Genomic DNA, 17,814 nt, shown 5'->3' with positions numbered 1-17,814 from the left:
TAGATGAGTTTACACTCGACACGGTTTAAATATTGGCTTAGCTGTTTAATACCAACGAAACAATCCAAACCAACGTCAGTACAAATACTACGACAGCAATTAAACCGATAACGATAAACTGTATTGCACTGCCATTTTCAAAATCCTCAACACGATTCTTATCACTCTGGACACCAATAAACGCCGCCAAGACACTAACGATGGTGCGTATTAATCCTGATTTTTGTTTTATCGCCGGTTTGCTCATGTTGTTTGTTCCTAATACCCCAAGGGAGCTGAATTGTTCATTGTCGCTTTAAAGAATTAACACCTTGAGTATTAGCATCGCTTATTCTGTGTTGCCGCTCAAGTGTTTAGCAATGCTTGCAAATACGCTTCTAATATTAAATTACTGCGCGCTCCTTTGCGGGTAATCGCACTAAACTGAGTGGCGAAACTACGATTATGCTCATCGATTGCTCGCATCTTATCTTCTTTTACCCAACGGTCAGCAAAGTGTGTCGGTAAAAATCCGATATACCGGCCAGTGAGTATTAAAAAGGCAATACCCTCTCTATCGGTCGAAGTTGCGGTTGCATTAAGTAGATTCTGTTGTTGTTTAATTGCCAACGATTGCGGGTAGGTCGGTGCCACGGCATCATAACCCGCTAACGCCTGATCGCTGATCCTGCTTAAATCTTTATCAAACAAGGGGTGGGTATCAGAGCAATACAGTAGTGATCGTTCCTGATAGAGCTTTATATAGTTAAGACCGGCAATGCTACGAAGGTGCGGAATAATGCCGATATGTAAATGCCCGTCAAGGATCCCGGACTCTATTTCATCCGGGGGGATCATCGAAATATTGATAGTGACTTTCGGCGCCTGGTGTTTGAGTCGACGCAACGCTTCAGTAACCCGCATTTCTGGCACGGTCACCATGTTATCGGTAATGCCAATATTCAGTTCACCGCTTAACTCTGTGTTTATCCCGTTTACCTGGGTTCGAAACGTTTCCAGGCTGGTGAGCAGTTGCAGCGTTGACTGGTAAACTTGCTGTCCTTGTTCGGTGAGTGAAAACCCAGCTCTGCCACGATGGCAAAGTCGCATTGTCAGTAATGATTCAAGTTCGCTAATGGCCTGGGAAATCGCCGGTTTTGAAATATTCAAATCGACTTCGGCATTGGCAAAGCCGCCGTTTTCAACGACAGACTTATAAATCCTCAAAAGGCGAATATGACTATCCCCTAATTGGCGCGGCAACAAGGTTGTGTTTTTACCCATAAGCTTATAGTTAATTATTCACTTAACTTAACTTTAATAAATATGGATTTAATAATCTATGTTTTTGTCAATAATAGCTAAAGAAATCGATTTGAGTCGATAAACAGTTCTCAACCAGAAACGGCCTGTGGTTCAAAAGGTAACGATAATGAAAACAGATAAAAATATGTGCGGCCTGAGTCCCGAGCAGCTTGAATCTCACTGGATGCCTTTTACCGGTAATCGCCAGTTTAAAAAAGACCCGAGAATGATCACCGGTGCTCAGGGTCGTTATTACACCGACAGTGCCGGTCGTAAAATTTTCGATGGCCTATCCGGTTTATGGACTTGTGGCGCAGGGCATGGGCGTCGGGAAATCGCAGAGGCGATCTCCAATCAGGCGTTGTCATTGGATTATTCTCCGGCGTTTCAATTTGGCCAACCAAAATCTTTTGAACTTGCCCATCGTATTAGCGAATGGATGCCAGAAAATTTAAATCGCGTATTCTTTACAGGTTCCGGCTCAGAGTCTGTTGAAACGGCCTTAAAAATGGCTCGCGGCTACTGGCGCAAGAAAGGTATGGCAAGCAAGACACGTTTTATTGGACGTGCCAAAGGCTATCATGGCGTTAACTGGGGCGGCATTAGTGTCGGTGGGATCGGCGCGAATCGGGCTCTTTATGGCCAGGGAATCGATGCCATACATCTCTCTCATACCATGTTAGAGGAAAACAAGTTTACCCAAGGAATGCCGCAAACCGGCGCTCACCTTGCAAACGAATTAGAAGATCAGATCGCGCTGCATGATGCCAGCAATATCGCTGCCGTGATTGTTGAGCCGATGGCGGGTTCCGCGGGTGTTATTCCGCCACCACAAGGCTACCTGCAAAAACTGCGTGAAATTTGCGATCGCCATAATATCTTGCTGATTTTCGATGAAGTGATCACCGCATTTGGGCGTATTGGCAATAAAACCGGCGCCGAAGAATTTGATGTTACTCCGGATTTAATGACCATCGCCAAGCAAATCACCAATGGTGTTGTGCCGATGGGCGCCGTGATCGCCAAACAGGAAATCTACGATACCTTTATGGAAACCGGTGGCCCGGAATATATGCTGGAATTACCCCATGGCTATACCTACTCAGCCCATCCGGTTGCTTGTGCTGCGGCGCTTGCGACTCTTGATATCCTTGAAAATGATCAACTGATTGAACGTTCCGCTAATTTAGCACCGCACTTTGCCGAGAAGTTGCATTCCTTAAAGGGAATGTCCCATGTCAGCGATATTCGTAATTACGGTCTCGCTGGCGGTTTAACCATTGCCGCCAAAGATGGCCAACCGGCCTTACGCCCTTATGAAATTGCCATGAATTGCTGGCAAAAAGGTTTTTACGTTCGCTATGGCGGCGATACGATTCAACTTGGACTGCCGTTTTCAACCACTGAGGACGAAGTGGATTTATTAGTGAACGCTTTGGGGGACGCCCTGAGCGAAACGGAATAATCCGGTGCCACGGATAAAAATAACGAATCAAAATTTTACCAATTAAGCGCGGATACATCGCAATCCTTAACAGCATTGCAATCCGCATATTTGAATTATATAAGATGTAAGTGAGAACAATATGTCCATCATCGGCCATTTAATTAACGGCGAAGACATTCAGTTAGACGAGCCTAAGCAATCGGTATTTAATCCAGCAACAGGCGAAGCAGAAAAATCTGTATTGTTAGCAAGCGCCTCCACAGTAGAGCAAGCCATTGCCAGTGCGCAGGCGGCGTTTCCTCAGTGGCGTGCCACGCCTCCGATAAAGCGTGCCCGCATTATGTTCCGTTTTAAGGAATTATTGGAGCAAAATGCCGATGAAATTTGCCGTTTAATTGGTCAAGAACATGGCAAAATTAGCCATGATGCTGCCGGTGAATTACAACGTGGCATTGAAAATGTCGAATTTGCTTGTGGCGCGCCGCAGTTATTAAAGGGTGAACACAGTCGCAACGTAGGTCCAGGTATTGATTCGTGGAGTGAATTTCAACCCTTAGGTGTGGTGGCTGGAATTACCCCATTTAATTTCCCAGCCATGGTGCCAATGTGGATGTTCCCGCTAGCCATTGTCTGTGGTAATACCTTTGTTTTAAAACCCTCGGAGCGTGATCCAAGTTCAACCTTGTTTATCGCAAAACTATTACATCAAGCGGGATTGCCACCGGGCGTATTAAACGTGGTCAATGGTGACAAGATTGCTGTCGATACATTGTTAACCGATGAGCGGGTAAAAGCAGTAAGCTTTGTCGGCTCGACTCCGATTGCCGAATATATTTATGCAACCGCCAGTGCCAATGGTAAACGCTGTCAGGCACTTGGTGGTGCAAAAAACCACGCTATTATTATGCCCGATGCGGATATGGACAATGCCGTGAATCAATTGCTTGGTGCGGCCTTTGGTTCCTCCGGTGAGCGTTGTATGGCGTTGTCTGTTGCCGTAGCAGTCGGTGATGAAGCCGCGGATGCGTTAGTCGCTAAAATGAAACAGGCGATGACGGGGTTGAGCGTTGGTGCTTATGATAATGCCAGCAATGATTTTGGCCCGGTGATCACCTGTCAACACAAAGATAAAGTCAACGGTTTTATTAGCAGCGCAGAGCAGCAAGGTGCGACCGTTGTGGTGGATGGCCGTAACCCTAAGGTTGAAGGTTATGATAATGGTTATTTTGTCGGAGCTACCTTAATTGATGGTGTAACCGCGGAAATGGATAGCTACAAAGCAGAAATATTTGGTCCGGTACTACAAGTGGTTCGGGTTAAAACGATGCAAGAGGCCATGCAGTTGATTGATGATCACGAATACGGTAACGGCACCTGTATCTTTACCCGTGACGGTGAAGCCGCCCGATACTTCTCCGATCATATTCAGGTTGGTATGGTAGGTATTAACGTACCACTACCGGTACCCGTTGCGTACCATAGTTTTGGTGGCTGGAAGCGTTCATTATTTGGCGATTTACATGCCTATGGCCCCGATGGTGTCCGTTTTTACACTAAACGAAAAACCATTACCCAACGTTGGCCATCCAGTGGCGTGCGTGAAGGGGCGAGCTTTTCTTTCCCAAGTTAATTAACAACCATTCCCGAATGGGGCAATATGGCGATTGCCCCTAATATTTAGATTTTAGATGCGACAAAACTTATGGCAAATGCAATATATACCTACCCAACGCAAATCGAGACATTGGCGGAAGAGGCGGATGTTCTAAGTGCAGAAATGTTCGAATCGGCATTGCCTGTCCAACATACCCGAGAGTTTTTTAGTGACGCACAACGGGGTATTTATGTCGGGCTTTGGGATACCACTTCAATGCGCGAAACCGCCGGTCCGTACCCTATGGAAGAATTTATGGTGGTGCTACAGGGTAAAGCGGATATCGCGCTATCGTCAGGCAATGTGCGTCAGGTGCAAACCGACGAAGGGTTTGTTATCCCTCATGGTGTCGATTGTCAGTGGCAACAACAGGGATATTTAAAAAAGCTTTTTGTGATTGTCGAAAACCCTGACATTTGTCCGGTGAATGAAAATGCGAAAGAGATATGTATTTTTGGCCCAGAACATGCAAATCAAACGTATCAAAATAACGCGACAAGTTTTGTCGTCTATCCCTTGCCAGAATATAAAACAATCAACCACCAGGACAATTGTGCATCATTAGCGGTGGTATATTGTCATTTTGGCGCGGTAACCTATGAATCGGCCAGCCAAAGTGCTGACTCGGTGATGCATCATTGTCGCAGCTTAGAAGTGATGATTATCGAAAACTTTAGCAGTCAAAATCTATCGTTTGATGGCAATTCCAGTGGCTTCATCGTGCTGATACATGATTCGAGAAAAGCAAAGGATTAGACTCAGAGGATATTGACCCTAAACCAAATTAATGAACATAATAGGTCAAGTGTTCAATAAATTTAACAACTGATTGATTCTGCTTTGTTAGTAATCAACGATTTAACCAGGGAACCGCGTAGGCAGTATTATGACTTTAAAACATTATATTGATGGACAATGGCAGCAATCCGACAGCCAACTTTCTTTTGTGAGTATCAATCCTGCCACTGAACAACCGATAAAAGAGGTTGCAGCAGGGAACAAGGCCGATATTGATAAAGCCGTAAGTGCGGCAAGAAATGCTTTCGATAATGGACCTTGGCCACGATTATCCGGTAAGGAACGTGGTGCTTACTTACGTAAAATCGCAGCCCTAATCAATGAACGTCTGACGGAACTGGCAAAGCTGGAAGTCGCAGACAACGGTAAACCTTATCCGGAAGCGGAATGGGATATCGAAGATACCGCCGGTTGTTTTGAGTTTTATGCCGGATTGGCAGAAAAAATGGACGAGCAGGACGAGGAAATCATCGAACTGCCGGAACCAAGGTTTACCAGTAAAGCGGTGCAAGAGCCGGTAGGTGTCGCTGGCGCGATTATCCCGTGGAATTTTCCGATGTTAATGGCGGCCTGGAAAGTGGCTCCGGCGTTGGCGGCGGGTTGTACCATGGTGCTTAAACCCTCTGAAGTCACACCATTAACGGCAATTGCCTTGGCAGAAATTGCCCAACAGGCAGACTTACCTGCGGGTGTTCTCAACATCGTTACGGGCACTGGCCCTGAAGCCGGGCAGCCTTTGGCGGAACACCCTGGAGTGGATAAAATGGCATTCACTGGCTCCGTACCAACCGGTAGCAAAATAATGTCGATGGCGGCCAACCAGGTGAAAAATATCAGTCTTGAACTCGGTGGCAAATCACCGCTGATTATCTTTGCAGATACGGATATCGAGCAGGCCGTTGAATGGATCATGTTTGGTATTTTCTGGAATCAGGGGCAGGTTTGCTCAGCAACTTCTCGGGTACTGGTGGATGAGTCCATCTATCCGCAACTGATGGAACGTCTGGTTGCGGAAGCGAAAAAAATCACCATAGGTGAAGGCAATGATGATGGCGTATTACTTGGCCCATTAGTCAATCAATCCCAGTTTGAAAAGGTGTTGGCCGCAATTGATAAGGGTCAACAAGAAGGTGCGACACTTGCCTATGGTGGAGGTCGTCCTGAACACTTACGTCATGGATATTATGTTGAACCGACCATATTTACCGATGTCTCTGAAGATGCTTGGATTTGGAAAGAAGAAATCTTTGGTCCGGTTGTCTGTGTTAAATCTTTTAGCAGTGAAGAACAAGCGATAGCGCTTGCCAATAACAGCCGGTTTGGCCTTGCCGGCGCGGTGATGTCTAAGGACTTACAACGCTGTGATCGCGTTGCCCGCGCGTTGAGAGCCGGTATTATCTGGGTTAATTGCTCGCAACCGACATTTGTTGAAGCGCCTTGGGGTGGTTACAAGCAATCGGGTATCGGTCGCGAGTTAGGACAATGGGGCTTAAATAACTATCTGGAAACTAAGCAGATTACATCCTATGACTCAGGACAGCCCTGGGGTTGGTACATCAAATAACCCGAACCTGCGGGTATCGACTTTCATGTTAAACTGCAAAATTTACACTGCAGTTTATCGAGTTCAGAGGGTTGATTCAGGTAGAACTAAGCTTGCAATTTATTGTTCAAGCCACTAATAACAATATAAACGAGAGGATTTATGCAGTACGCCGAGGCGTTAAAAGATTCAAAATATGGTTCAGTATGGCTTGATTCGCCAGATAGTCCTGAGCCCGAGCAAGCTTTGGAAGAGAACATTACCTGCGAGTTATTAGTGGTCGGTGGCGGGTTTACCGGCCTTTGGGGCGCACTGCAAGCGAAAGAACGTCGTCCCGACCTCGATATCGTCCTGATTGAAAAAACCTTTATCGCCGATGGCGCCTCTGGGCGTAATGGTGGCTTTCTAAGTTCGGATTTAGCCCATGGCGAAGCGAATACTGAGCATCACTTTCCCGGTGAAGAAGAAATCTTACAGGAGTTGGGCAAGCAGAACCTGACGGAAATGCTGGCGACCTTTGAAAAATACAATATCGACGCCCATTACGAATGCGTTGGTGAGACTGAAGTGGCCGTCGATGACGGGCAGTTAAAAGACCTGCGCGAATATTACGAAGAAGAGAAAGCCGCCGGTGAAGATGTTACCTGGTTTAATGAAGAGGAAATGCAGGAACAGGTTAACTCGCCAACCTATAAAGCGGGCTTGCTGTATCGCAATGGCCTGGATGGTATCGTCAATCCAGCGCGTATTTGCTGGGGATTAAAACGGGTACTGCTTGAACTTGGAGTGCGTATTTATGAGCATACTCCGGTAGATAAATTGATACCTCGAAGCCGTGGCAGAATGAAGGCGTTTTGTCCTAGCGGCATCATTACTTGTAAAAAAGTATTGATGGGTACTAACGCGTTTCGCTCGCCGGTGCGACAAATTCGTAAATCGATCATTCCCGTTTGGGATTATCAAATAGCCACAGAGCCGTTAACGCAGGAACAACTGGAATTAATTGGCTGGGATAAATTCCATCATGCCCTCGGCGAATTTAATAATATGTTCCATTATTATCGTCTGACTAAAGACAAACGGATTACCTGGGGTGGTGGCGGTGCCGTTCGTTACTATTACAATAAAAATGTTTCGCGTCGGGATTGTGCCGATGTGCCAGAAGCCTTTGAGCAATTGGCGAAGGAGTTTTTTGAAACATTTCCGCTGTTAAAAGGGATTAAGTTCACTCATCGCTGGAGTGGTATTATTGCGACCTCAACTCGGTTTTGTATGGTGCCGGGAAGTGCCTATGATGGGCGAGTCGCCTGGGCGGTGGGCTACACCGGACTTGGGGTTGGGGCGTCACGGTTTGGTGCTCGTATTGCTCTTGAACTGCTTGGCTACGACCCTTCAGAAATCCTTGAGTTACAGTTTGTAAAGAAAAAACCCATGCCCTGGGCGCCGGAGCCACTTCGTTGGTTTGGCTACAAGCTGACCCATGCGGCGTTGGTGAGAGCAGATAATAATAATGGCAAGCGCGGACTATGGTTAAAATTATTGGATAAGCTCAATATGGGATTTACTTGTTAGCAATCATGCCAACATTAAAAAAGCCCGGACATTTGTCTGGGCTTTTTTGTGGGTGATATTTACCAGCCTAGCTTGTCTCGCACGCCATAATACCAGGCACCAAGTTTCGTAAAGGGCACGCGCATCATTCTGCCACCTGGGAATGGATAGTGTGGTAGCGATGTAAACACATCAAATCGGCGAGTTTCACCATCGATGGCCTCTGCCAGTATCCGTCCTGAAAGATGCGAGGTATTAACCCCATGGCCACTATAACCCTGAGCGTAATAGGTATTATCGCCAATTTTTCCCAATTGTGGCAATCGACTTAACGTTAACAGAAAATCGCCGCCCCAGGCATAATCGATTTTGATGCCTTTTAACTGCGGAAATACCGATTCAAAACGAGGTCGCAGGTACTTCTCAATGCTGGCAGGATCGCCACCGCCATAGGTAACGCCACCACCAAATAACAACCGGTTGTCTGCCGTTAATCGATAGTAATCGAGTTTATAATTCATATCTTCGATACAGTAACGCGAAGGGATTAACTGCTCTGCCAGTGCTTGTGGTAATACTTCGGTGGTTATGATTTGCGTGCCGCACGGCATAGATTTGCGTGCCAGTTTTGGCTCCAGGTTACCCATATAGGCATTACCCGCGAGCACCAGCTTTTTGGCGTGAACACGGCCTTTGTCGGTGATCACTTCACTTAATTTATCGCCATCGGCATGCTTGATCTCAATGACTTTTGAGTCTTCGTAAATGATACCGCCAATATCGGTAAATGCTCTGGCTTCTTCCAAAGCTAATTTAAGCGGGTGAATATGGCCGCAGTGCTCATCAACAAGTCCACCAACATAGGCGTCGGTATTGACGATTTTAGCCATCTCATGTTTATCAACCAGACGCAATTTTTGATTGCCGAAACGCTCCCATAACGCCTTCTTTGCAGCGAGTTCATCCATTTGTTTTTCGGTAAAGGCCGCAAAGAAACCACCGTGCTGGTAATCCACATCAAGTTGGTATTTGTCAATAAAACCGCGAATTATCTCGGCACCTTCAAAAGCCATTTCACCCATGGCAGAAGCCGTGTCTTTGCCATATTGTTTCTCGATGTGATCGATATCCCGGCTAAAGCTGTTAACCAGCTGCCCGCCGTTTCGTCCCGAAGCGCCAAACCCGATTTTCGCGGCTTCGAGGAGGACAACGTTATAGCCTTTTTCCTGAAGTGAGATAGCCGTAGCCAAGCCGCTGTATCCGCCCCCGACGACACAGATGTCGGCCTGTATAGATTCTTGCAGGGAAGGGTAGTCTTTTTGTCGCGAGCTACTGGCGGCGTAATAAGAATCGGGATATTGAGATGCAGGATTATAAGACATACATACCTTTATTAAAGGGGGAACAATTAAGTGTTGTATATTTTGAACAAAAGATCGGCGTAATGTCAATTAATCTGAATAATAAACCTAATAATGTAAAATATATTGAATTAAAACCCCTGCTTATGTAGTTTATCTGTTAAATTTAACGAATTGGAATGTTTTCGGGAAAGTCTTCCGTTAATCAATTGGAGTAGATAATGAACGATAGTAGTCTGGCATTTTGGCAAGATAAAGCCGAACAGTTGGTGATTGAAGGCCGCGCGTATATCGATGGCAAGTATCAGCAGGCCGCCAGTGGTGAGCAATTTGATTGTTTGAGTCCTATCGATGGCAGACACCTGGCAAACGTCAGTGCTTGTGGCCAGGCGGATGCCGATCTCGCTGTGGCTTGCGCGCGGACAGCTTTCAATACCGGTGACTGGCGTCGTTTTCCACCTGCTAAGCGAAAACTAATTTTGCAAAAATTTGCTGATCTCGTTGAACAGCATGGTGACGAGTTAGCATTGCTGGAAACCCTGGATATGGGTAAGCCAATCAGTGATTCGGTTAATGTTGATATTCAGGGGGCATTGCGCTGTCTGCGTTGGACCGCCGAAGCGATTGATAAAGTTTATGATGAAATTGCACCAAGTGCTGAAAATGAATTGGGCATGGTGACCCATGAACCCATTGGCGTTGTTGCAGCTATCGTTCCCTGGAACTTTCCATTAGTGATGGCCTGTTGGAAAATCGCTCCAGCATTGGCAACGGGTAACAGTGTCATTCTCAAGCCCTCTGAAAAATCACCGCTAACGGCAATAAAACTTGCAGCGTTGGCAACACAAGCTGGGATCCCTGATGGGGTGTTCAATGTATTGCCGGGCTTTGGCCATAGCATAGGCAAAGCGCTAGCCTTACATAATGATGTTGATACCCTGGTTTTTACCGGTTCGACTGCGGTGGCTAAACAATTATTTATCTATGCCGGCCAATCAAATATGAAACGGGTTTGGACAGAAGCGGGAGGCAAGAGCCCAAATATCGTTTTTGCCGATGCTCCGGATCTCGATCAGGCAGCGGCCGCTGCTGCCGGTGCTATTTGCTTTAATCAGGGGGAGGTCTGCACGGCAGGCTCCCGTTTATTAGTGGAGTCGAGTATCAAAGATGAATTTGTCGCAAAAGTCATCGCGGCGACCAAACAATGGCAACCGGGCAACCCGCTTGATCCAAATACCAATGTAGGTGCCATTGTTGATCAATCACAACAAACGCGGGTGTTAGGTTTTATTGAACAGGCACAGCAACAAGGTGGAAGCTTATGTCAGGGTGGAAACGCCATCGAACCGGTTGCCAATGGCTTTTATATCGAACCGACTGTTTTTGATAATATTTCCAATGATATGGATATCGCACAACAAGAAATTTTTGGACCTGTTTTGTCGATTATCAGTTTTGACACTATGGAAGAGGCCATTGAGATCGCCAATGATTCTGAATACGGCCTTGCTGCCGGTGTTTGGACCAGTAATCTGTCTAAAGGTCATCGCGTTGCAAAAGCCTTGCGAGCAGGTTCTGTCTGGGTTAACCAGTGGGATGGTGGTGATATGACAGCACCGTTTGGTGGTTATAAACAATCAGGTAATGGTCGTGATAAATCCTTGCATGCGTTCAGTAAATACACCGAAGTAAAGGCTACCTGGATCAAATTATAAGCCACCTTAAGCGTGATAAATGAAAAAATTAAAAAGGAAGCATCGCTTCCTTTTTTGTTGTCTGATTCCGCTTAATATTGGTTTTCAGTGCTCGTTACTAACCGTTAAGGTGCATGTTTGCACCTTGGTTGTTCAACACAATTGAAAAAATTTTTACCGTAATAAAATTTCACGATAATTTTACATTACTGTTTGATTTATTTTACGCGGCGTGTATTATCGAATGCAAATGACGAAAAAATAATCATAATTTATTGCTCATTTAAACAATAAAAATAATCGCTTTTTAATTTAGGGAAGTCGTAGTTTATGAACCATCGTAAATCCTTACTTGCTTTAGCCGTAGCATCGTTTTTTACTACTTCGGTGTCGTATGCTGAAGAGGCCGCCAAAGAAGATGACTATGAAGTCATTGTTGTCACTCAAAAACGTGCACAAACGCTGAAAGAAGTTCCGGTTTCGGTAAGCGCTTTTAATGAAAACTTTATTGATGATTACAACATCGATAATGCAGTAGCCTTGTCCAAGTTCACTCCAGGCCTTAATGGCGGTACCAGTAATGACAGTTTTGTCGATACGATTGGTATCCGTGGTATTGTCACTCAGGATTACGGTATCGGTGGCGATCCTTCTATCGGCTTGTATTTTGATGGCGTTTATCAAGGTCGCAGCGGTGGTGCATTAGGTTCTTTCTTTGATATCTCTCGCGTCGAAGTGACCAAAGGCCCACAAGGGACGCTATTTGGTCGTAATGCTGCGTCTGGTGCAATTAGCATTTATTCAAACGATGCAGTTGATGGTACCGAAGGTAGTATTGAGGGTGGTTTAGGCAGCGACAACTTGCAAGAAGTGACCGGTGTTTTTAATACGAATTTAAGCGATAACCTGTTTTTGCGTGTTGCCGGTCATTATGCGTCTGAAGATAACTATATCGACAATCTAGCGGGTGATGAGCTTCGTGGCCGCGATGTTGCCGCTGTGCGCGGTATCTTAAAGTATGAAGGCGCCGATACTATGGTTCGCCTAAGCGCGAACTATGAAGATCGTGATATGGATGGCGGTATCTACCGTTCACTCTGGACCGAAGGAGCAGCAGACGCCATTGAAACCGATCTCGGCAAAGACAGTCGTGATGTTGCCGAAGTTACCGCGGTAACTTTGGATATTGAGCATGACTTTGGCAGTGTGATTTTCACCTCACAAACGGCGATGAAAAATTACACCTGGGATTACGTTGAGGACTACGATGGTACCGCAATGCCATTTGGTAACTACTCTCAGGTAGATGATACCGAATATGTCTCGCAAGAATTTCGTTTAAACTCTGACAATGAATCTGACATCTATTGGTTTGTCGGTGTCAGTGCATATCAAGAAACCATTGATTCGCAATTCTACAACGAATATGACGATGATGCGTTTTGTTCTTATCTGCCGTACCTTGAAGAGTGGGACGAGCCTTTAGGCGATATCAGTTCCGATCCGGGTGCGTATTACGCTGATTGTCATGAGTTGTTTGTCGACGGTTGGTACGGGCTCGATTTTGTCGATGATGCTGATGATATTCAGATGATGATCGACGATGAAGAGATCCCAGGTCCTGGCGATGGTGTTGATGGTGTTCGAGAGCAAGTTTTTGCTCGCGGTACTAACCAAGGTTGGGGTATCTATGGTGATATCACCTGGTCGATTACCGACGCCACCGATATTACCCTTGGTGCACGCTATTCCTATGATGAAAAAGAGTTTGGTTTAAACCTTCCGGAACCCGATGGTTGGTTAGGACACTATTGGTTAGTTGGCGCTCACACGGCAGGTGAATGGATTGATGACACGCAAGACTGGTCAGAATTTACTCCCCGTGTTGCGATTAATCATCAGTTAACCGAAGACATTAATGTATACGCCAACTATTCCCGAGGCTATAAAGCCGGTGGTTTTAATACCTTCGCATTTAACATCAATTATATGGATTGGACCGGCTTCGATGAAGACGAAGAGTGGTTCGATTATGAGCCGGATGGTGTGATTGATGGCATCGATGAAGAATTCTGGGGCTCAGAATTATATGGCGGCGAATTACCAGAAGGCAGTAGTTTAGCGACTTACGACCCTGAGATTGTAGATAGCTATGAAATCGGTATGAAAGGTGATTTCTTCGATAATAGCCTGAACGTCAACTTAGGTGTTTACTATTACGATTATACGGATTTCCAAGGCACGTTCCCGAACGCCGGTGGTGTGATCATCAAGAATATCGGTGAAGCCGAAGGTAAGGGTGTGGAATTTGATGCGACATGGAAACCGACTGAGAGTTTGCGTTTATTTGTTGCCAGCGCGTTGCAAAATTCTGAAGTGATAAAAGGTGAAAGTGCCGATGGTGAATCCATTGCTGGTCAGAAGCTTTCTGCGCCGGAAGCAACGTTTACCTTTATCGGCAGCTACAGCTTGGAATTGACTAGCGAAATGGATTTGGATTTACAACTATCCTACGCATGGCAATCAGAAACCTTCGGCGATGAATTCATGGGTGGAAGTGACTTACTTGAACAAGACGCCTACGGTTTACTCGGTGCGGTTGCAAACCTTTACACTGAATCCTGGCAGTTTAGTGCTTACGTAGAAAACATCACTGATGAGTTGTATTACGAAGGTGCTGTAATCGATACCGGTTATACACGTTTCGGTATTGGTCAGGGTATCAATGGTGGTATTAAAGCGAAATATAGCTTTTAATTTCGCTGGCGTTTAAACCGGCAAACCTGTTAAAGGGACCTGTTTCACAGGTCCCTTTTTACTATCTCTAGAAAAGTCTATTCTCTTAGGGTTATGTTTTACCGATTTTAAGTTGTAGTTGGCGGAGAAGTGCAGTGTGTAAAATCGTGATTTTTGGTAATTCCGGCTCCGGTAAATCTACCTTGGCTCGAAAACTCGCATCCAAATATGAGTTAGCTCATTTCGATCTTGATGAGATTGCCTGGAAAAATACCAATCCGCCAACGCGGCAACCTCTTGAGCAATCTTCTGTAAAAATCGATGGGTTTATGAATGACAATACAGTCTGGGTTATCGAAGGCTGTTATTCCGACCTAATTGAATATGTAATGGGGTATGCCGATAAAGCAATCTTTTTGAATCTCAGTATTGAGGATTGTATCGATAATGCGAAAAAACGCCCATGGGAACCCCATAAATACCCATCAAAACACGCTCAGGACGAGAATCTCTCGATGCTCCTGGATTGGATAAAGGATTATGAGTCCCGAACCGATACCTTCTCACTTGCCTCGCATCAAGCCTTGTATGACAGCTTTGCCGGGGAAAAAGTTATCTATAGACTGAATATTAACGAATAGCGGTATTAATAAAATAGATAGTGTACGACGCCAAAAGCTAGTTTGCGTCGGTCAACCTTATCCAGTAATTTAACTAGGCAGTAAGCGGACGAGTTGAGCGAATTTGAGTCATTGAACATCCGGCTATCTCTATAATATCCACCGTCATCCCGCACTTGTTGCGGGGCCTCGTATCCCACGCTGTGTCCTATTTATTTCAATTTCTTAGCTTAAGAACTAAGTAAGCAAGTCTCAGCAAATCGAAGGGAGGTTCCGTGTTGGAGCAAGGGATGACGGAGTAAATAAATGGAATAGCGTATGACTCTGAATGGCACATTTGCGACGTCGCCATAAATAACGTAAGTTATTGAAAAGTTGTTAGTCGCGAGCAGCTGCAGTTAGCGAATAACGGAAGTTTTAAGTCAGTAATCACCTATAAATTTATATGAAAAAATTCTATATTCTTTTAACTTTAATAGCGGTATTAGCTATTTGCTTTTATCAATACGGAAGAGCTACTTGGCATCCTTTAGTGGTGAAGGTTATGGGAAAGAAAACTGTATCAGAGGTGATTGATGAGTATGGGCCGGATGCGAGAAATAAGTTAAAGCCTATTTTCAATCAAAAAGGGGTATTCTATCCTCCCCCAAAATTATCTTTCGTAGCTTTTAAAGACACGGATACTTTGGAAGTCTGGGCGGCGAATGATAATGAGAGCTATACATTGATAACAAGTTATCCTGTTAAGGCCGCGAGTGGTGAGTTAGGTCCTAAGTTGGAAGAAGGCGATAGACAAGTTCCTGAAGGTATATATAAAATTGTAGGGTTCAATCCTAATAGTGCTTATCACTTATCAATGAAGCTTAATTATCCAAACGAATTTGATACGTATCACGCCAATCATGAAGGACGCACCGAACCTGGAACAAATATATTTATTCATGGAAAAGCTTCTTCAATAGGATGCTTAGCCATGGGGGACGAGGCAATTGAAGAATTATTTACATTGGTGCATGATGCTGGGCGAAGCAAAACTACAGTTTTGATTTCACCAACCAATCCTTCTTTGAATAGTCTTGAGATACCTGTCGATGCTCCAGAGTGGACAGCAGAGCTATATAGACAAATCGAATCTAAATATAGAGCTATAAATCCTCTAAAAGGATAATAACAACAATCGTTAATTGACGTTAACTAATTGAAACGGTTAATGTCTTTAAAGAGCGAGCAGTAGACGGTGGTAATGAGCAAAATGGGTTCTTACGAAGATATCATTTCTAGTCATAACATCGTGATATTTGATGGTATTTGCAATTTTTGCAATGGCGCTGTTAACTTCATTATTGAGCGAGATATTCACGACAAATATAGATTTGCTTCAATGCAAAGTGAAGCAGGCCAAGCTTTAATAGAGCAATATCAAGTTAATGATGTAGGGGTAGATACCTTTCTACTTATTAAGAGCGGGAAGTGCTACTTTAGAACGGATGCCGCTCTGGAGATAACAAAAGATCTCAAAGGTTTCTGGCAGTTAATTAGAACAACATTAATTCTACCGCCGCAATTTAGGGATTTTTTCTATAAATGCTTTGCGAGAAATAGATACAAGCTATTTGGAAGGCGAGAACAGTGTATTATTCCGACGCCGGAGATCAGAAATAAATTCTTAAAGTAACGGCTTTAATGAGCGAACTGCAGTCACTCAACTGGTGACAAAAGATTCAGCTAAATATCCATTGGCACGTTGGCTATTAAATGAACTACGAAGAATTTTATTACAGTATTGATTGCAAATTTCCTTACCATGATGAAAGTGAATGGAAGCGAATCGTAGCACAATCGATAGAAATTGGTGAAGACGCTCCTTTTCTGGTGCTTCATGAAATATGTCGTATGCCAGCATCAGAAAAACTCGAACATGCCAAGCATATGGAAATGTACAAATATTGGAAGGACTCATTTTCTAGTCCTGTACAAGAAATTGTTGAACCAGCTTCACTTTCGTATATTAACAAGATGGAACTTTCAGACAACGAAGCATTAGATATTATGGATAAACTTTCTGAATATCCAGAATCCTATAGTGCTCTCCAAGTTGTTTTATTTTCCTGTCCAGACGATGACGAGATTGTTGACGATAAATATCAAGAAACCATTCGGTTATGGAAGTCTGGTGCTTAACAAATTTCCCAAAAACGCATGAAACAGGCGCATGACCCGAAGCAGATAAGTATGGTCTGTTCCAGGTTGGGGTGACTATAGTGAGCGAGTTACGGGCATTGAGTTTTTACTGCGAATTACTAAAGAAAATAGTAATTACTATTTTTTTAATACTCGGCAATACTTTTAACCGAATTTGGCATGAGCATGTTTGCGTCAGTCATAGCAATCGGTTAATTTGGATGAGCAGCCAGGGGCTGTTTAGAGCGAACTAGAGTCACTCGAAATTCCCATAAAAGAAAATTATTGAGCCGCCTAAATAATAAATTGTTAGCTTGCTACCGGAGATTTTATGCAACCATCTAAGCCGTTACCAAAATTTATAAATGGTTTGAAAAATGCACTTAAAGTATACGGTGCAACTCAAAGAGATCAGTATTCATGGATTTCTAAAACAGAAAATCATTTTGTGTTTACTGCTGAACAAGATCACAAAGATAAAGAACGGAATATATATAATCATAAAGACGGCGTCTTTGTTAAAAAGGTAAGGGCGCTATCTAAAGATTTAGGTGATGCGCCTTTAACAGTGAGCCATGGCAAAGAATTATTCGATGCTGTTAATGAAACGTTTACAAATAACAATGATTGCAGGCTTCTTATTGTAAAAGGAACCAAGTATGGGACTAGTTCAGGTGGCGTAAGAGCTGTAATGGACAATGATTTATGGAGGTTTACTTCATTTTCCGGAACCGTAGAGCAAGGTTTTGAGTTTGTTTTAGAAAGGGTTAAAGCAAACTAATAAATCGTATATTAGCAATTGCTAACCGACCAAGTTTGGCACTGAGTTGACGTTAACTGATTGAAAAGGTTAATGTCTCTTGTGAGCGAACTGCAGCCGTTCGAGCATGAATTCGTATTTGACTCTAAGTCAGCGAACAAAGGACTAATTAATAGAAAAGCACT

At 44.3% G+C, this 17,814-nt stretch carries 15 protein-coding genes; 12 read left to right on the top strand and 3 right to left on the bottom strand.

The window, feature by feature from the left end:
* Positions 1-37 precede the first annotated feature (37 nt).
* On the bottom strand, positions 38-247 hold the full coding sequence (locus FE810_RS15860) for a DUF2970 domain-containing protein (protein WP_138321449.1): 210 nt from the start codon (positions 245-247) through the stop codon (positions 38-40).
* A 98-nt stretch (positions 248-345) separates the two neighbouring features.
* Entirely contained in the window at positions 346-1,263 is a 918-nt protein-coding gene (locus tag FE810_RS15855) for a LysR family transcriptional regulator (RefSeq protein ID WP_138321447.1), read from the bottom strand.
* 148 nt (positions 1,264-1,411) lie between these two features.
* Between FE810_RS15855 and aptA the strand changes: the two genes are divergently transcribed.
* From aptA to FE810_RS15830, 5 genes are all read left to right on the top strand, one after another.
* Positions 1,412-2,749 carry an omega-aminotransferase AptA gene (gene aptA, locus FE810_RS15850; protein ID WP_138321445.1) on the top strand — a complete coding sequence of 446 codons (1,338 nt, stop codon included), beginning with the start codon at positions 1,412-1,414 and terminating at the stop codon, positions 2,747-2,749.
* Positions 2,750-2,870: 121 nt separating this feature from the next.
* A complete protein-coding gene (locus FE810_RS15845) occupies positions 2,871-4,361 on the top strand; it encodes a CoA-acylating methylmalonate-semialdehyde dehydrogenase (RefSeq protein WP_138321443.1) in 1,491 nt (496 codons plus the stop codon).
* A 72-nt stretch (positions 4,362-4,433) separates the two neighbouring features.
* Positions 4,434-5,141 (top strand): cupin domain-containing protein, encoded by a 708-nt coding sequence (locus FE810_RS15840; RefSeq protein WP_138321441.1) that lies wholly within the window; start codon positions 4,434-4,436, stop codon positions 5,139-5,141.
* A 130-nt stretch (positions 5,142-5,271) separates the two neighbouring features.
* Positions 5,272-6,747: an aldehyde dehydrogenase family protein gene (locus tag FE810_RS15835; protein ID WP_138321439.1), complete on the top strand. Its 1,476-nt coding sequence runs from the start codon at positions 5,272-5,274 to the stop codon at positions 6,745-6,747.
* A 141-nt stretch (positions 6,748-6,888) separates the two neighbouring features.
* A complete protein-coding gene (locus FE810_RS15830) occupies positions 6,889-8,298 on the top strand; it encodes an NAD(P)/FAD-dependent oxidoreductase (RefSeq protein ID WP_138321437.1) in 1,410 nt (469 codons plus the stop codon).
* A 59-nt stretch (positions 8,299-8,357) separates the two neighbouring features.
* On the opposite strand, the gene FE810_RS15825 is transcribed toward FE810_RS15830, so the two are convergent.
* Positions 8,358-9,659 (bottom strand): NAD(P)/FAD-dependent oxidoreductase, encoded by a 1,302-nt coding sequence (locus FE810_RS15825; RefSeq protein ID WP_138321435.1) that lies wholly within the window; start codon positions 9,657-9,659, stop codon positions 8,358-8,360.
* 200 nt (positions 9,660-9,859) lie between these two features.
* Here FE810_RS15825 and FE810_RS15820 point away from each other — a divergent pair, with 200 nt between their 5' ends.
* The 7 genes from FE810_RS15820 to FE810_RS15790 all read left to right on the top strand — a co-directional run bounded on the left by FE810_RS15820 (position 9,860) and on the right by FE810_RS15790 (position 17,650).
* A complete protein-coding gene (locus FE810_RS15820; protein ID WP_138321433.1) occupies positions 9,860-11,353 on the top strand; it encodes an aldehyde dehydrogenase in 1,494 nt (497 codons plus the stop codon).
* Positions 11,354-11,662: 309 nt separating this feature from the next.
* Positions 11,663-14,089 (top strand): TonB-dependent receptor, encoded by a 2,427-nt coding sequence (locus tag FE810_RS15815; RefSeq protein ID WP_138321431.1) that lies wholly within the window; start codon positions 11,663-11,665, stop codon positions 14,087-14,089.
* A gap of 134 nt (positions 14,090-14,223) precedes the next feature.
* The gene (locus FE810_RS15810; protein WP_138321429.1) at positions 14,224-14,709 is read left to right on the top strand and encodes an AAA family ATPase; all 486 of its coding nucleotides are present in this window, start codon (positions 14,224-14,226) and stop codon (positions 14,707-14,709) included.
* Between the two features lie 424 nt (positions 14,710-15,133).
* The gene (locus FE810_RS15805; RefSeq protein ID WP_138321428.1) at positions 15,134-15,856 is read left to right on the top strand and encodes a L,D-transpeptidase family protein; all 723 of its coding nucleotides are present in this window, start codon (positions 15,134-15,136) and stop codon (positions 15,854-15,856) included.
* Positions 15,857-15,931: 75 nt separating this feature from the next.
* On the top strand, positions 15,932-16,363 hold the full coding sequence (locus tag FE810_RS15800; protein WP_246037081.1) for a thiol-disulfide oxidoreductase DCC family protein: 432 nt from the start codon (positions 15,932-15,934) through the stop codon (positions 16,361-16,363).
* An 80-nt stretch (positions 16,364-16,443) separates the two neighbouring features.
* Positions 16,444-16,869, top strand: a complete 426-nt coding sequence (locus tag FE810_RS15795; RefSeq protein WP_138321426.1) for a hypothetical protein — start codon at positions 16,444-16,446, stop codon at positions 16,867-16,869.
* Between the two features lie 331 nt (positions 16,870-17,200).
* Complete coding sequence (locus FE810_RS15790) at positions 17,201-17,650, top strand: hypothetical protein (RefSeq protein ID WP_138321424.1); 450 nt, start codon at positions 17,201-17,203, stop codon at positions 17,648-17,650.
* Positions 17,651-17,814 lie beyond the last annotated feature (164 nt).

The sequence above is a fragment of the Thalassotalea litorea genome (assembly GCF_005843925.1).
GTDB lineage: Bacteria > Pseudomonadota > Gammaproteobacteria > Enterobacterales > Alteromonadaceae > Thalassotalea_A > Thalassotalea_A litorea_A.
This window is presented reverse-complemented; position numbering and strand designations above follow the sequence as displayed.

Bases quoted from the DNA above. Each gene is read 5' to 3' on its own strand.
- FE810_RS15860 (WP_138321449.1), bottom strand. From the start codon at position 247: ATGAGCAAACCGGCGATAAAACAAAAATCAGGATTAATACGCACCATC.
- FE810_RS15855 (WP_138321447.1), bottom strand. From the start codon at position 1,263: ATGGGTAAAAACACAACCTTGTTGCCGCGCCAATTAGGGGATAGTCAT.
- aptA (WP_138321445.1), top strand. From the start codon at position 1,412: ATGAAAACAGATAAAAATATGTGCGGCCTGAGTCCCGAGCAGCTTGAA.
- FE810_RS15845 (WP_138321443.1), top strand. From the start codon at position 2,871: ATGTCCATCATCGGCCATTTAATTAACGGCGAAGACATTCAGTTAGAC.
- FE810_RS15840 (WP_138321441.1), top strand. From the start codon at position 4,434: ATGGCAAATGCAATATATACCTACCCAACGCAAATCGAGACATTGGCG.
- FE810_RS15835 (WP_138321439.1), top strand. From the start codon at position 5,272: ATGACTTTAAAACATTATATTGATGGACAATGGCAGCAATCCGACAGC.
- FE810_RS15830 (WP_138321437.1), top strand. From the start codon at position 6,889: ATGCAGTACGCCGAGGCGTTAAAAGATTCAAAATATGGTTCAGTATGG.
- FE810_RS15825 (WP_138321435.1), bottom strand. From the start codon at position 9,659: ATGTCTTATAATCCTGCATCTCAATATCCCGATTCTTATTACGCCGCC.
- FE810_RS15820 (WP_138321433.1), top strand. From the start codon at position 9,860: ATGAACGATAGTAGTCTGGCATTTTGGCAAGATAAAGCCGAACAGTTG.
- FE810_RS15815 (WP_138321431.1), top strand. From the start codon at position 11,663: ATGAACCATCGTAAATCCTTACTTGCTTTAGCCGTAGCATCGTTTTTT.
- FE810_RS15805 (WP_138321428.1), top strand. From the start codon at position 15,134: ATGAAAAAATTCTATATTCTTTTAACTTTAATAGCGGTATTAGCTATT.
- FE810_RS15800 (WP_246037081.1), top strand. From the start codon at position 15,932: ATGAGCAAAATGGGTTCTTACGAAGATATCATTTCTAGTCATAACATC.
- FE810_RS15795 (WP_138321426.1), top strand. From the start codon at position 16,444: ATGAACTACGAAGAATTTTATTACAGTATTGATTGCAAATTTCCTTAC.
- FE810_RS15790 (WP_138321424.1), top strand. From the start codon at position 17,201: ATGCAACCATCTAAGCCGTTACCAAAATTTATAAATGGTTTGAAAAAT.